The organism is Streptomyces sp. NPDC002835 (assembly GCF_053591995.1).
The window spans coordinates 26,983-40,448 of sequence record NZ_JBSFUW010000051.1 but is presented as its reverse complement, the minus strand read 5'-3'; the positions used below and the strand labels follow the sequence as shown (position 1 = coordinate 40,448).

Sequence of the window (13,466 nt, the reverse complement as noted above, 5' to 3'; positions counted from 1 at the left end):
CCTCCGCCTTGCGAGGCGTCCCCTCGGCCCTGGCGGGCCTGGGGAGACCCCATGCACCAGACCCCGCTCACCGATCCGGCCTGATCCAAACGAAAAACCCTAGCCGCGGGCGGCACGCGGCCGCCCCTCCGGCAGTACCCACCACGGTCCCGAACACCCCCGCTTGGCCCACCTGGATGGGGGTACTCAGGCTGCTCCGTGCCGCTCGCGGCAGAACAATCGGCCGGGTATGCCCGACGGCGGTCACCCTCCGGCGTCCGGCACCCGACATCGTGGAGGACGCATGAACCGGAAGGACTCCCCGCCCCGGAACGGCATCCCGGGCGGGCCCTCGCCAGAGCCGCCCACCGTCGAAGAGCCGACAGAGCCCCGACAGCCCCTCCCGCCCAAGCCGGACCAGACCGGTCCCGCGACCGTCAGCCCGACGGGCCAGGAGACCGGGGCGGAGCAGGCGGACCTGGCCCAGGGCGGCGCCTACCTCACCACCGCGCAGGGCGCCCGGCTCCCCGACACCGACCACTCGCTGAAGGCAGGCAGCCGAGGGCCCGTCCTGCTGCAGGACCACCATCTGCGCGAGAAGATCACCCACTTCGACCACGAGCGCATCCCCGAGCGGGTCGTCCACGCCCGCGGCGCCGCCGCGCACGGCGTCTTCCAGGGGTACGGCACCGCCGCCGAGGTCACCAGGGCGGCGTTCCTGGCCAAGGACGTCGAGACGCCGGTCTTCGTCCGCTTCTCGACGGTGCTCGGATCGCGGGGCTCCGCCGACACGGTGCGCGACACCCGCGGATTCGCGACCAAGTTCTACACCAGCGAGGGCACGTTCGACCTCGTCGGCAACAACATCCCGGTGTTCTTCATCCAGGACGCCATCAAGTTCCCCGACATCATCCACGCCGGAAAGCCGCACCCGGACCGGGAGATCCCGCAGGCGCAGAGCGCCCACGACACGTTCTGGGACTTCGTCACCCTGCACACGGAGGCCACCCACCACACGTTGTGGAACATGTCGGACCGCGGCATCCCCCGCTCCTTCCGCATGATGGAGGGGTTCGGCGTCCACACCTTCCGGCTGGTCAACGCCGCGGGCGCGACGACGCTGGTGAAGTTCCACTGGAAGCCGAAGCTGGGCGTGCACTCCATGGTCTGGGAGGAGGCCCAGATCACCGGCGGCATGGACCCCGACTTCCACCGCAGGGACCTCGCCGACGCGATCGAGGCCGGTGCCCACCCGCAGTGGGAGCTGGGCATCCAGACCTTCCCCGACAACCCGGAGCAGACCTTCGAGGGCATCGACCTCCTCGACCCGACGAACATCGTCCCCGAGGAAATGGCGCCGGTGCGGCCGATCGGCCTGCTCACCCTGAACGCCAACCCGTCGAACTTCTTCGCTGAGACCGAGCAGGTGGCCTTCCACCCGGGCCATCTCGTCCCCGGCATCGACATCACGGACGACCCCCTGCTGTCCGGCCGGCTCTTCTCGTACCTCGACACCCAGATCACCCGGCTCGGCGGCCCGAACTTCGCGCAGATCCCCGTCAACCGCACCCACGCACCCGTCAACGACATGCTGCGCGACGGCATGCACCAGACCGCCGTGCACCGGGGCGTGGCCCCCTACCGGCCCAACTCGCTCGACGGCGGCTGCCCCTTCCAGGCCGGGGCCGACCTGGGCGCCTACATCGAGGTGCCCCACGAGGTGCCGGCCGCGAAGAAGGTCCGCGAGGCGCCTGAGACGTTCGCCGACCACTTCAGCCAGCCCCGCCGGTTCTGGCTCAGCATGACCCCCGTGGAGCGGCAGCACATCATCGCCGCCTACTCGTTCGAGCTGGGCAAGTGTTACGAGCAGGCCGTCAAGGAACGCGGCCTGCGGGTCCTCGCCAACATCGACCCGGAGCTGTGCGCCGGCGTCGCGACCGCCCTCGGCCTGCCCGCCCCCGAGCCGTCGGAGCCCCTTGCCACGGTCGATCCGAGCCCGGCGCTGTCCCAGATCGGGCAGACCTGGCCCCTGGACGGCCGGGTCATCGGCATCGTCGCCGACGCCGGCTGCGACCTCGACGGGGTCCGCTCCGTGCGGCAGGCGGTGTTCGACGCGGGCATGGTGCCGCTCGTCGTCGCGCCGTCCGGCGGGACGCTGGGCGACGGCGGGGAGCCGGTGACCGCGCAGCGCACGTTCGCCACCGCCCGCTCGATCGAGTTCGACGCGGTCCTGCTCGCCGGCGCGCCCGGCCCGGCCGCCGACGCGGCGGGCGCGCTCGACGCGAAGGCCGGCGACCCGGCAACGGCGGGCGGCGGGGCCGACCCGCGGGTGCTGCTGATGCTGTCGGAGGCGTACCGCCACGGCAAGGCCATCGGCGGGTGGGCGGGCGCCGAGAGCGTCCTCACGGCGGCGGGTGTGCCCACGGACGCGCCCGGCGTGGTGACCGGCGACAGCGGTGACGACACGCTCGCCGGGATCACCCGGCTGCTGGGCGGCCACCGCGTCTGGGAGCGGTTCGCCTGACGCCCGACCCGCGCCGCCCCTGCCGCGTCTACCGGCGGGACACCTCGTGTGCCTCGTCTACTGGCGGGACACCTCACGGAGCACACCGATCTTGTCGATGCGGTGCTCCGGGTTGCCCTTGTCGTCCCGCCAGAAGTTGCCTGCCGCGTCGTCCTCGGGCGTCGCGCAGGTGGAGACGGTGATCATCGCCTTGGTGGGCCGCTCGCCCGGGGAGCCCGGCACCGCGGCCCGCTGCTCGGCGAGCGAGCGCTCCGAACGGAACGACGTCTGCCGGGTCTCGGTGATCACGTACTCGTAGACCGTGCCGCCCGCGCGGACGAACACCGACTCGCCCTTCTCGAGCGACGGCAGGTCACGCAGCGGGCCGCCGGCGGACAGCCGGTGCGCGGTGACCAGGTAGTTGCCGACCTCGCCGGGGCCGACGCCGCCGTTCTCCCCGTACGGACTGGCGGCCACGCCGCGGTTCTGGATGCGGGTGCCGGGCCAGTCGTCGGTCGTGCCCTCGTACGGGACGACCCGCAGGTCGTCGAGGCCGATGGCCGGTACGGACAGGGTCGCGGTCTCGGTCCGCGGCTCGGGCGTCGGCTTGGGGGTGGGCGTGGCGCTCGGCGGGGGAGCGGCGGCGGTCTGCGCCGGGGCGGAGGCCGGCGCCGCGACGGCGGACGAGCCGGGCCGCTCTTCGGCGGCAGCGCCGCCGCAGCCGACGACGAGCGCGGCCACCACGCCCGCGAGGGCGGCGGGAGCGATACGGGAAGAGATCATCAGCAGCCGGACTCCGTAGCCGGGGACGGTCGGGCCGAAGCGCGGACGGGCCACGACCCCTTTCAGGGCGAAACAGCACAATCCGAGCAGATGTTCCCCGCCGGGTCAACGCCCGCCATGCCCGTCCCGCCTGTCCGGTCTCAATGTCAGTGCCCCGTGCCAGCATGGACCGCGTGACCGACCAGGCCCACCTCCGACAGTTGCGGCTGGCCAAGGACGCGATGGACCGCGACTGGGCCGGCCCACTGGACCTCGAGGCGACCGCCGCCCACGCCGGATACTCCCGGTACCACTTCGTCCGTGCCTTCAAGGCCGTGTACGGGCAGACCCCCGGCCAGTACCTGTCCCGCCGCCGGGTCGAGCGGGCCGAGGAGATGCTGCGCTCCGCCGACCTCTCCGTCACCGAGATCTGCACGCTTGTCGGCTTCAACAGCCTCGGGACCTTCTCCGCCCGCTTCAAGAAGCAGACGGGCCTCTCCCCGAGCGAGTACCGCGCCGCGCACGTCGGCCGCGGCGCCGCCCTCATCCCAGGCTGCTACGCGATGTTCTGGGCCGGAGGCTTCCCGCCGCCGGGCGGCCGTCCAGAGCAGAGCGACCCGCCGCGGAGCGACCCGCAGCACGGCGATCCGGAACACCGCAATTCTGGAGAAGCGGACCGAGACGGCCGCTGCCTACCGTGGCAGGACCGCGAAGAACCCCGTCCGAGGAGCAAGAAATGATCAAGGGCCTCGCCATTTCCACCGTCTGGGTGCTGGACCAGGACCGCGCCAAGGCGTTCTACACCGAGAAGCTCGGCCTCGAAGTGCGTACGGACATGACGATGGGCGAGGGAGGCATGCGCTGGCTGACCGTCGGGGCCAAGGACCAGCCCGACGTCGAGCTGACGCTGATGGTGCCGGGCAACCCCGCCATGGACCCCGAGTCCGCCGAGGCGATGCGCACCCTCGTCTCCAAGGGCATCCTCGGCGCGGGCGTCCTCGCCACCGACGACATCCACGGCGACTACGAGAAGCTCAAGGCGCGCGGCGTGGAGTTCCTCCAGGAGCCGCAGGAACGGCCCTACGGGACGGAGGCCATCTTCCGCGACGACTCGGGCAACTGGTTCTCCTTCACCCAGCGGCGCGAACAGGCCGGCCTCGACCTCGACAAGGACTGGGCCTGCTGACCGGTTCCGCCGACCGGTTCTGCCGGCAACGGCCGTTCAGCGCGTCCGGGCGGCCGGTTCCGGCCCGGCCTCCAGGGCGTACAGCAGCTGCTGGGTCTGCGCGGCGATCCCGCCCACCGCGGTCGCCGTCTCGTGGTCGTGGTCCGGGAGGCGTTCCTTGAGACGCCGGTGCGCCTCCCAGGCCCGCCGCAGCGTCTCGCTCCGTTCCTCCCGGGCCTTCCCGGCCTCGCCGGCCGGCGGAGGGGAGGTGAGCGCGGCGCGGTCCGCCTCGCACGCGTCCGCCGCGGCCCGCAGCAGGTCGGTGAGCAAGCCGAGCGCCCCGGCCGGCGGCGCGGCGAGCCTGCGCGACTCCCCGGCCGTGTCCAGCAAGGTGGCCGTGAGCGACTCCAGACGGTCGGCGATCCCGTTCCAGTAGGTGTCCCAGTGGTCCGGGGGAGGGGGCGCGCAGCGCCGCAGCCGGTGGCCGGGGTTGAAGCGGTAGCTCTCCCGCGTCCAGCCGCGTGCGCTGTCCAGGCCCCGCACGGCGCCGCACAGCCGCTGGGCTCCCTCGTGCCACTGGCCGGCGCTGGTCCGGTCGTAGCCGTCCTCCACGTCGTCGGCCACGGTCCTCAGCAGTTTGGCGCTGTCACGGCCGAGTCTGTCCAGGTTCTCCTGGACGTCGCGGAGGTGGACCGGGGGCAGGACGAGGGCGTTCACGGCGATGCCGATCACCGCGCCGACGAAGGCCTCGAACAGGCGGTGCGCGATCGCGGTCGTCGTGAAGGAGCTGTACGCGAGCACGAAGATGGCCGTCGTCGGCGCGTAGATGCCCTGGTCCCCGAAGCGCGAGTAGTTCCCCAGCAGAACGGCCGGCGGCAGCGCCAGCGCCATCGCCGCCATGGAGTTCCCCGTCAGCGTCGCGGCGCCCGCGGCGAGCAGGGTGCCGAGGCCGATGAGGGTCATCTGCTGCGCCCCGGCACGCAGCGACCGGTAGACGGTGCTCTGCACCAGGACCACGGCCGTCCAAGGGGCCATCAGCGCCATCGGCGCCTTCCACCACCAGCCGACCAGCGCCCACGCGAGGATCGCGGCCCCGGCGGCCTTGAGCGACTGGACCACCAGGTCCCGCTCCGCCCCGGGCCCCGTCAGGGCCCGCCGCACGGACGCCCACACCCGCGCGCACTCCCACGTCACCCACCGCTGCGCCTGCACGGTCAGCTCCGCTCCCTCCCTGTGACTGCGGGCGCGGGGGCCCCGCGCCACCGGTCACGGAACGTGTAACCGGCAGGTCGTCCGCTGAATCCTCCGGCTTCCACCTGCGGCCTCGGCCCAGCAGCGGGCGCGGTCAGGCCGTCTCGCCGAGGAGCCGGTAGGCGGTCGTGACGAGCGCGTCGTGCCGGTGGCAGCGGCCGGTGGACAGGGCGGTGAGCGCGGTGCCGGCAGGCGTCGACGACGAGCAGCTCCCCGAGCAGGCCCCAGCGTTCGAGGTCGAGCCAGTCGTCCAGCCAGACCGGCAGCCAGACGTCGAGATAGTCGGCCACGTCCTGCGGCAGGCCCCCCGGATTCTCGCCCCAGTCGGTGAGGTGGAAGACGGTGTGCGTGATGTCGTAGCCGATGTGCGCGTCGACCGTCCACGGCTCCGGCCTGCCGCCGAGCCAGGTGCGGCCCAGCGCCTCGTCCTCCGCCATGGTGGCGGGCAGGCCCAGCCGGCGTTCGAACGCCGACAGACCGAGCCGCCGTACGGGCAGCACCTCGCGTGCGGCCCAGCTGCGCAGCCCGTGCTGGAGCCGGGCGACGCGTTCCATCTCGGGCTGCGAGTAGCCCAGTTCCCGGAACGGCACGTACACCTCGAGGGGGATGGGCGAGCTCGGCTCGATGCGCTGGCCGTGCGCCAGCAGCCGGCCGCCGTCCAGGGCCTCGCGCCAGGCGTGGTCGACCAGTCGGCGGGCCAGCTCCGACTGCCGGGAGCCGGAGACCCCTTCACGGAACAACACCTTGCAGATCAGGGCCAGTTCGCCGATCGGCTTGAAGCGTTCGAGGAAGCCCACTTCCGGGTCGACGTCCAGTTCGAGCCGGAAGCCGTCGCGGTGGGCGTACAGCCACTCGATGGCTCCCTCGCCGACCGCGTGGACCAGGCGGGTACTCGTCATGCCGGTGCCTTGCGGGGTGCCGCCGTGGCGGCGGCCGAGGGACAGGGCGGCGGCGAACGCCGCCATCAGCGTGGAGTGGTAGCAGTGGGCGAAGTCCCGGGGCACGTGCCTGCCCGGCCGTCCGGGGCCGATCTCGGGCAGCGCGCCCGACGGGTCCTGCGCGGCGGCCGCCGCGTCCGCTCGGGCCGTCACACCCGTGCTCCGGCCATCAGTTGAGCCGCCCGCACGTGCAGCACCACCCGGGGGTCACCACCGGCCATGTGCTCCACGAACTCCAGCCCGGCACCGAGGCCCAGACTGTCCGGGACCCCGTCGAGCACGGCGAGCCGGCGCCCCGCTCCCGCGGCCTGCAGCCAGTCGCGGCGCCGTACCGCGCGCACGAACCCGCGGGCCGCGTCGACCGGCCGCCTCTGGGCGGCCGGGGCGACCCCGCAGGTCGTGCCGGGCACACACAGGGCGCCCAGGACGGCGAGTTGATGCGTGAGCAGCTGCCAGGGCGCGCCGTCCAGCCACGCGGTGTCCGGCTCGTACGCCTGCGCCGGGTCGACGACCGCCGAAGTGCCCTGGTCCAGCAGAGCCGTTGTCATCGCCCAGTGGCTCCACACCGAGGTGGGGGCGGCGTCCGGGCCGGGCGGGAAGGCGACCACCGCCTTCTCCAGCGCGGCGAGGTCCTCCGCGGCGGGCGGCCGGCCGGCCATGACGGCCGGCAGCAGCACGTCCGCTCCGAGGACGCGAACCGCCGCGAGGGACAGACCCTCGTCCCCCGGTGCTCCGGCCGCACGGCAGACCGCTTCGCCGTGGTCTCCGCTGCCGAGAGCGGAGACCACCTGCAAAGCGAGTTCCTGCACGGCGCCCGTCAGCGGGGACGTGTCAGGACGCTCCATTCCGCTGTCCCGTCAGCGCTTCTTCGGGCGCGGAGTGGGCGGCGCGAGCAGCAGTTCGTGGCTGCCGCCCGAGAGCGCCAGTGCGGCGCATTCGCGGGTGTCACGGTAGAACCCCTGCTTTCACCGGGTTGAGGGCTGCTTCGACGTCTGTCTCCAGGACCTTGGCATCCTGGACCTCAGGCTTCGTGAAAGACATGCCACCATCCCCTTACGGGAGGAACGTGCAGTTGCCCTTCCAGTGGAGCGCAGCCGGAGGAACCGCGCCGATAGCATGAAATGGACACGGATTGTCCAGGTTTCAATCGCCGCACGCCAGTTGGAGCCGCGCGCAGCGCCGGCCACCGGGCGGGGCGCGGCGGCCCGTCAGCGGATCACGTTCAGCGCGCCGGGCTCGACGCGCACCGTCACCGGCAGCGCCGCCTCGACCTCGCCGTCGGCGCCGTACGGGACGTCCCGGTCCGCCTCGATACGGACCTCCCGGCCCCGCAGGACCTCCACTTCGGGGCGGGCGACGTGGGCCCCGGTCTTCAGCTCGTTCATCATCGTGAAGAACAGGCGCTTGGGCGCGTGCCGGATGACGACGACGTCCAGCAGGCCGTCGTCGACCCGGGCGCCCGGCGCGATCCGCCGACCGAAGCCGTAGAAGCCCGAGTTGGCCGCCACGACCGTGTAGCCGCGCCGCTCGTACCGGGTCCCGTCGACCGTGATGCGGTACGCGGCGGGCCGCCAGCCCAGGACGGCCCGCAGCCCGCCCGCGTAGTACGAGGCGGCGCCCCGCAGCAGCCGGGAGGTGTTGGCGTGCCGGTTGGCCACCGCGTCCACGCCCGCGTACACACTGCCCAGCACGGACGTTCCGGCGTGGAAGGCAGAGGACACCCGGATGGTGTCGACCGGCCGCGGCGAGCCGTTCAGCAGTAGTTCGGCCAGCGCGGCGGGCTCCGTGGGCAGCTCCAGCGCCCTGGCGAAGTCGTTGCCGCGCCCGGCGGGGACGATGCCGAGGACGGCGTCGGTGCCGCTGAGCGCGCCGCCGACGCAGCCGGCGATGCCGTCGCCGCCCACGGCGAGCACGACATGACCCTGCCCGCCCGCCTGCCGCGCCACCTCCTGGGCGTGTTCCAGGCTGCGGCTGTACTGCGTGTCGAGCCGCGCCCCGGCCTCCCGCAGGAGGCGGGCCAGCGGCAGCAGGGCCGCCGTACCGCTCGACCCGCCCGCGGCAGGGTTGACGACGGCGGTGAACTGTCGCATGAGTACGCCTTTCGGGAGGCAGTGGCCGGTCAGCGGAGGGGGACGAGCACGCCGGGACTGAGCACCCCGGCCGGGTCGAGTTCGGCCTTGAGTGCCTGGAGGACACGGACCCCGACCGGGCCGATCTCCCGCTCGTAGCCGTCGCGGTGGTCGGTGCCCACGCCGTGGTGGTGGCTGATGGTGCCGCCGGCCGCGAGGATCGCCTCGTTCGCCGCCTGCTTCGCCGGGGCCCAGTGGGCGACCGGGTCCTCGCCCTGCGCCGAGACGACCGTGAAGTACAGGGACGCGCCGTTCTCGTACACGTGCGAGATGTGGCACATCACCAGCGGCGGGGTTCCCGCCTCGGTGAGCGTGGCGGTGAGCGCCTGGCGCACCCGCTCGTAGAGCGCCGGCAGGGCGGACCAGAAGGCGGCCGTCTCCAGCGTCTCCGCGAAGGCGCCCGCGTCGAGCAGGGCGTCGCGCAGATAGGGCGCGTTGTAGCGGCCGTGCGCCCATCGGTCGCCCGGCTCCTCGCCCGCGTACTCGCCGCCGCACGCCAGCAGCACCTCGCGGGCCCGTGCCCGCCGGTCGGCGGTGTCCGCCGCGGTGCCCTCGTAGCCCGCGATCGCCATGCATCCGGCGGGCTGCTGGGTGAGGGAGCTGCCGATCCGGTCGGGCTGCGCCAGGCCGACGAACGTCTCCGTCTCGTCCGACAGGCGAAGCACGGTCGGCCGGGGGCCGTCCTGGGCGAGCCTGCGCAGGGCCGCGGCCCCGGCCTCGAACGACTCGAAGCGCCAGCCCTCGTAGACCCGGGTGGCCGGCAGCGGCCGGATCCGTACGGTCACCGAGGTGATCACGCCCAGCGCGCCCTCCGAGCCGAGCACCAGCTGCCGCAGGTCGGGCCCGGCCGCCGAGCGCGGCGCGCGCCCCGCCTCCAGGGTCCCCTCCGGGGTGGCGAGGGTGAGGCCGAGGACCATCTCGTCGAAACGGCCGTAACCCGCCGACGCCTGGCCGCTGGAGCGGGCCGCGGCGAAGCCGCCGATGGTGGCCCACTCGAAGGACTGCGGGAAGTGGCCCAGCGTCCAGCCCCGCTCGTTCAGCAGCCGCTCGCAGTCGGGGGCGCGCAGCCCCGGCTGCAGGGTGGCCGTACGCGAGACGTCGTCGAGGGCGAGCAGGGCGTCCAGCCGGCGCAGGTCCAGCGCGACGAAGGGGCGCTCGCCCTCTGGGGCGAGGCCGCCGACGACGGAGGTGCCGCCGCCGAACGGCACGACGGACACGGTGTGCTCCGCGCAGACCCGCAGCACGGCCGCCACCTCGTCGTGGCCGCCCGGCAGGACGACCGCCGCGGGGACGTCTGCCACGTCGCCGGCCCGGATCCGCAGCAGATCGGGGGTGGACTTGCCCCGGGTGTGCCGCAGGCGGCTCTCCGCGTCGGTGCGCACCTGCGCCTCGCCCACGCACCCGGTGAGCGCGGCGCGCGCCGCGTCGGTGAGGGGGCAGGCCGGGACGGCGATCTCCTCGAGCGCGGCGGCGCCGCTCGCCCGCGGTGTCACGCCGAGCAGATCGCGCAGCAGGCCGGTCACCGAATCCGGCAGGGGTGCTGCCTTGGCCGGGTCGCCCCAGCCGCTCCACAACATGTCCACGTGTGCTGTTTCCTCACATCGGTTTCCGCCGGGTTCCGGCGGGGCGCACTGCCGCGCGGGCTGCACTGGCATTACACTGTGACAGATGACGCCCATTCGTCACAACCATTCGGACGCGGACACCGTCCTCGACGCCGCCCGGGACTGCGTCCTGGCCGTCGGCGTACGCCGGACCACGCTCACCGACATCGCCCGGCGCGCCGGGGTCTCCCGGATGACCCTCTACCGCCGCTGGCCCGACGTGCGCACCCTCGTCGGCGACCTGATGACCCGGGAGTGGACCGGCCTCGCCGTCGGCGCCATGCCCGAGCAGCGGCCGGACACCCCCGCGCGCCGCCGCGTCGTCGACGGGCTCGTCGCGGGCGTCGCCGCCTTCCGCGCCCACCCGCTCTTCCACAAGATCATCGACGTGGACCCGGAGCTCCTGCTGCCCTACATCCTCGACCGCAGGGGCGCCAGCCAGGACGCCCTGCTGGAGCTGCTGGCCGGCGGCCTCGCGGAGGGCCACGCCGACGGGTCGATCCGCCGCTTCCACCCCGACCGCCAGGCCCGCTCCCTGCTGCTCGTCGTGCAGTCCTTCGCCCTGTCCCTGCGCACGATGACCGAAGAGGCCGACCCCGAACTCGCCGACGCAGCCTTCCTCGACGAACTGCGGACCATCCTGGAGAGGACCCTCGCCCCATGAGCCGCCGCCCCGACAGGAATGACAGGCGAGACAGTCACGGCAGCCACGACGGGCCCGGCGCCCCGGCCGCCGCGTCCTCGCTGAACGCGGCCCGCCGCAGCCGCGAACTCGCCGAACTCGCCGACGGGACCGAGGTCGACGTCCTCGTCGTCGGTCTCGGCGCCACCGGCGCCGGAGCCGCCCTCGACGCCGCCTCCCGCGGCCTCACCGTCGCCGCGATCGACGCCCACGATCTCGCCTTCGGCACCTCCCGCTGGAGCTCCAAACTCATCCACGGCGGACTGCGCTACCTCGCCACCGGCCACCTCGACGTCGCCCACGAAAGCGCCGTCGAACGCGGCATCCTCATGGAGCGCACCGCCCCCCACCTGGTCCGCGCCCAGCCCTTCGTCATGCCGCTCACCCCCCTCGTCTCCCGCGGCCAGGCCGCGCTGACCCGGGCGGGCCTGCGTGCCGGGGACCTGCTGCGCGCCGGCGCCCGCACCTCACGCGCCACCCTGCCCGCGCCCCGCGCCCTCTCCGCCGTCGAGACCCGGCACATGGCCCCCGTCCTGCGCCCGACCGGCCTGCGCGGCGGACTCCTCTCCTGGGACGGCCAACTCACCGACGACGCCCGGCTGGTGACCGCCGTCGCCCGGACCGCCGCCGCCCACGGCGCCCGCATCCTCACCCGGACCCGCGCACTCGAGGTGACCGGCGCCGACGCCCGCGTACGCGACGAACTCACCGGCGAGGAACTGCGCATCCGGGCCCGAACCGTCGTCAACGCCGCCGGCGTGTGGGCGGGCGGCCTCGTCGACGACATCCGCCTGCGCCCCTCCCGCGGCACCCACCTCGTGCTGCGCTCCGACGACCTGGGCGGCCTGCGGGCGGGCATGCACATCCCGGTCCCCGGCGAGACCAACCGCTTCGTCCTCGTCCTGCCGCAGGGCGACGGGCGGGTGTACGTGGGCCTCACCGACGAACCGGTCGAAGGCCCCGTGCCCGACGTGCCCGACGTGCCAGAGACCGACATCGGCTTCCTCCTCGACGTCCTCGGCTCCGCCCTCGACGTACCGCTGGGCCGCGAGGACGTCATCGGCGCGTTCGCCGGGCTGCGGCCATTGCTGGACACCGGCGCGCCGGGCGGCGCCGGACGCACGGCCGACATCTCCCGCAGGCACGCCGTCCTCACCTCGCCCGACGGCGTCGTCACCGTCGTCGGCGGGAAGCTCACCACCTACCGGCGGATGGCCCAGGACGCCGTGGACGCCGCCCTCACCGCGGGCGGCCTCACCGCCGCCCCCAGCCGCACCGCCACCACCCCCCTCGTCGGCGCGGCCCCGGCCGGCGCGCTCGCGCGGCTCGGCGCACCCCGGCGGCTGGTCCGCCGCTACGGGGCGGAGGCCCCGGCCGTCCACGCCCTCGGCCTCGCCGACCCCGCCCTCGCCCGGCCCGCCGTCCCCGGCCATCCCGTCACCCGCGCCGAACTCGTCTGGGCCGTGCGGCACGAGGGCGCCCTGGACGAGTCGGACGTCCTCGACCGCCGCACCAGGATCGGCCTGGTCGACGAGGACCGCCGGGCCGCGCACGAGGCGGCCCAGGAGGCGCTGGAACGCTGCTTCTCCTGACGGGCCTTCGCCGCCAGACCTGCTCGGCGGCCGTCCCCGGTAGCATGGAGCGCCTTCCGGGGAGGGGAGCGGGATGTTCGTCCTCATCTGGTCGGGGTGGGGCATTCTCGTCCTGCCGCTGGCGGGGCTCGGTATCGCCGCGGGGGTCGCGCTCGGGGCGCTGCTCGGCGGCTCGCTGCTCGCCGAGGACATCGGCCTGATCGTCGGGTGCCTGGTCTCGGCCGTCGCCATCCGCCTCGTCGGCAGGAAGCTGAACGACGGCCATGACCACCACCGGTTCTTCAACGTGCCGATGCAGCACTGGGCGTGGGGCGGCGTGCTGTTCGCCCTCGCGGGCATCGCCATCACCCTGTCGCGCTGACGTGCCCGCCCGGTGCGGGCCGGGCACGGTCACGCGCCCCGCAAGACCGGCCGGTCAGCCGGCGGCGCCCTCGCCCCTGAGCTGCACCTGCTCCTCGAGCCGCCGCAGGCTCCGGTCGAGGGCGTCGTTCACCGCCTGCTCCCCGGGGTCGTGCGTCTCGTCGAAGAACGACAGGTGGACGGTGACCTCGCTGGCGCCGGAGCCGATACCGGCCACCTGAAGCCACCCGGCGTAGCTCCCCTGCTCCCGCGTCCCCCACTCGACCCGCATCTGCTCCTTCTCCGGACTCAGCAGGGCGGGGGTGTCCTCGTCGGTCCGGTCCTCGTGCACGGTGACCGCGGGCAGCTCCTCCGCGCGGACGTGCAGGTCCTCCGGCAGCCAGCTGTCGAGCTGGTCGACCCGGGCCGCCTGGTCGTAGACATGCTCCGGGAGTGCGGGCATCGTCCGGGAACGTTCGTATTCGCTCATCAGTGCACCGATCCTTGGGGCAAGGGGTAACA

13 protein-coding genes and 1 pseudogene are annotated in these 13,466 nt (G+C 73.9%); 6 read left to right on the top strand and 8 right to left on the bottom strand.

Features of this window, described 5'->3' with window-relative positions; genetic code table 11:
* Positions 1–283: 283 nt before the first annotated feature.
* Positions 284–2,503 (top strand): catalase, encoded by a 2,220-nt coding sequence (locus tag ACWD01_RS33790; RefSeq protein ID WP_451167320.1) that lies wholly within the window; start codon positions 284–286, stop codon positions 2,501–2,503.
* Positions 2,504–2,560: 57 nt separating this feature from the next.
* On the opposite strand, the gene ACWD01_RS33785 is transcribed toward ACWD01_RS33790, so the two are convergent.
* Positions 2,561–3,265 carry a class E sortase gene (locus ACWD01_RS33785; RefSeq protein WP_451167325.1) on the bottom strand — a complete coding sequence of 235 codons (705 nt, stop codon included), beginning with the start codon at positions 3,263–3,265 and terminating at the stop codon, positions 2,561–2,563.
* A gap of 221 nt (positions 3,266–3,486) precedes the next feature.
* Here ACWD01_RS33785 and ACWD01_RS33780 point away from each other — a divergent pair, with 221 nt between their 5' ends.
* Together ACWD01_RS33780 and ACWD01_RS33775 are read left to right on the top strand one after the other, a co-directional pair.
* Positions 3,487–3,984: a helix-turn-helix transcriptional regulator gene (locus ACWD01_RS33780; protein ID WP_451167323.1), complete on the top strand. Its 498-nt coding sequence runs from the start codon at positions 3,487–3,489 to the stop codon at positions 3,982–3,984.
* On the top strand, positions 3,981–4,430 hold the full coding sequence (locus ACWD01_RS33775) for a VOC family protein (protein ID WP_451167318.1): 450 nt from the start codon (positions 3,981–3,983) through the stop codon (positions 4,428–4,430). Before ACWD01_RS33780 ends, ACWD01_RS33775 begins: the two co-directional genes overlap by 4 nt.
* 36 nt (positions 4,431–4,466) lie before the next feature.
* Here ACWD01_RS33775 and ACWD01_RS33770 read toward each other — a convergent pair whose 3' ends face one another.
* The 6 genes and pseudogenes from ACWD01_RS33770 to ACWD01_RS33745 all read right to left on the bottom strand — a co-directional run bounded on the left by ACWD01_RS33770 (position 4,467) and on the right by ACWD01_RS33745 (position 10,310).
* Positions 4,467–5,621, bottom strand: a complete 1,155-nt coding sequence (locus ACWD01_RS33770) for an FUSC family protein (RefSeq protein ID WP_451167316.1) — start codon at positions 5,619–5,621, stop codon at positions 4,467–4,469.
* 2 nt (positions 5,622–5,623) lie between these two features.
* A complete protein-coding gene (locus ACWD01_RS33765) occupies positions 5,624–6,751 on the bottom strand; it encodes a DUF6895 family protein (RefSeq protein ID WP_451167314.1) in 1,128 nt (375 codons plus the stop codon).
* Positions 6,748–7,443 (bottom strand): hypothetical protein, encoded by a 696-nt coding sequence (locus tag ACWD01_RS33760; RefSeq protein ID WP_451167312.1) that lies wholly within the window; start codon positions 7,441–7,443, stop codon positions 6,748–6,750. Before ACWD01_RS33760 ends, ACWD01_RS33765 begins: the two co-directional genes overlap by 4 nt.
* Before the next feature lie 12 nt (positions 7,444–7,455).
* Positions 7,456–7,639 (bottom strand): annotated as a pseudogene (locus ACWD01_RS33755) (hypothetical protein).
* A 167-nt stretch (positions 7,640–7,806) separates the two neighbouring features.
* Positions 7,807–8,688 (bottom strand): diacylglycerol/lipid kinase family protein, encoded by an 882-nt coding sequence (locus ACWD01_RS33750; protein WP_451167311.1) that lies wholly within the window; start codon positions 8,686–8,688, stop codon positions 7,807–7,809.
* A gap of 29 nt (positions 8,689–8,717) precedes the next feature.
* Positions 8,718–10,310 (bottom strand): FAD-binding oxidoreductase, encoded by a 1,593-nt coding sequence (locus ACWD01_RS33745; protein ID WP_451167309.1) that lies wholly within the window; start codon positions 10,308–10,310, stop codon positions 8,718–8,720.
* Positions 10,311–10,395: 85 nt separating this feature from the next.
* On the opposite strand from ACWD01_RS33745, the gene ACWD01_RS33740 reads away from it, so the two are divergent.
* The 3 genes from ACWD01_RS33740 to ACWD01_RS33730 all read left to right on the top strand — a co-directional run bounded on the left by ACWD01_RS33740 (position 10,396) and on the right by ACWD01_RS33730 (position 12,966).
* Positions 10,396–10,995, top strand: a complete 600-nt coding sequence (locus ACWD01_RS33740; protein ID WP_451167307.1) for a TetR/AcrR family transcriptional regulator — start codon at positions 10,396–10,398, stop codon at positions 10,993–10,995.
* On the top strand, positions 10,992–12,605 hold the full coding sequence (locus ACWD01_RS33735; RefSeq protein ID WP_451167306.1) for a glycerol-3-phosphate dehydrogenase/oxidase: 1,614 nt from the start codon (positions 10,992–10,994) through the stop codon (positions 12,603–12,605). Before ACWD01_RS33740 ends, ACWD01_RS33735 begins: the two co-directional genes overlap by 4 nt.
* 73 nt (positions 12,606–12,678) lie before the next feature.
* Complete coding sequence (locus ACWD01_RS33730; RefSeq protein ID WP_451167304.1) at positions 12,679–12,966, top strand: hypothetical protein; 288 nt, start codon at positions 12,679–12,681, stop codon at positions 12,964–12,966.
* Positions 12,967–13,020: 54 nt separating this feature from the next.
* Here ACWD01_RS33730 and ACWD01_RS33725 read toward each other — a convergent pair whose 3' ends face one another.
* The gene (locus tag ACWD01_RS33725) at positions 13,021–13,434 is read right to left on the bottom strand and encodes an SRPBCC family protein (RefSeq protein WP_451167302.1); all 414 of its coding nucleotides are present in this window, start codon (positions 13,432–13,434) and stop codon (positions 13,021–13,023) included.
* Positions 13,435–13,466: the final 32 nt, after the last annotated feature.

Excerpts from the sequence above, each read along its gene's own strand:
- ACWD01_RS33790 (WP_451167320.1), top strand. The coding sequence starts at position 284 with ATGAACCGGAAGGACTCCCCGCCCCGGAACGGCATCCCGGGCGGGCCC.
- ACWD01_RS33785 (WP_451167325.1), bottom strand. The coding sequence starts at position 3,265 with ATGATCTCTTCCCGTATCGCTCCCGCCGCCCTCGCGGGCGTGGTGGCC.
- ACWD01_RS33780 (WP_451167323.1), top strand. The coding sequence starts at position 3,487 with ATGGACCGCGACTGGGCCGGCCCACTGGACCTCGAGGCGACCGCCGCC.
- ACWD01_RS33775 (WP_451167318.1), top strand. The coding sequence starts at position 3,981 with ATGATCAAGGGCCTCGCCATTTCCACCGTCTGGGTGCTGGACCAGGAC.
- ACWD01_RS33760 (WP_451167312.1), bottom strand. The coding sequence starts at position 7,443 with ATGGAGCGTCCTGACACGTCCCCGCTGACGGGCGCCGTGCAGGAACTC.
- ACWD01_RS33750 (WP_451167311.1), bottom strand. The coding sequence starts at position 8,688 with ATGCGACAGTTCACCGCCGTCGTCAACCCTGCCGCGGGCGGGTCGAGC.
- ACWD01_RS33740 (WP_451167307.1), top strand. The coding sequence starts at position 10,396 with ATGACGCCCATTCGTCACAACCATTCGGACGCGGACACCGTCCTCGAC.
- ACWD01_RS33735 (WP_451167306.1), top strand. The coding sequence starts at position 10,992 with ATGAGCCGCCGCCCCGACAGGAATGACAGGCGAGACAGTCACGGCAGC.
- ACWD01_RS33730 (WP_451167304.1), top strand. The coding sequence starts at position 12,679 with ATGTTCGTCCTCATCTGGTCGGGGTGGGGCATTCTCGTCCTGCCGCTG.
- ACWD01_RS33725 (WP_451167302.1), bottom strand. The coding sequence starts at position 13,434 with ATGAGCGAATACGAACGTTCCCGGACGATGCCCGCACTCCCGGAGCAT.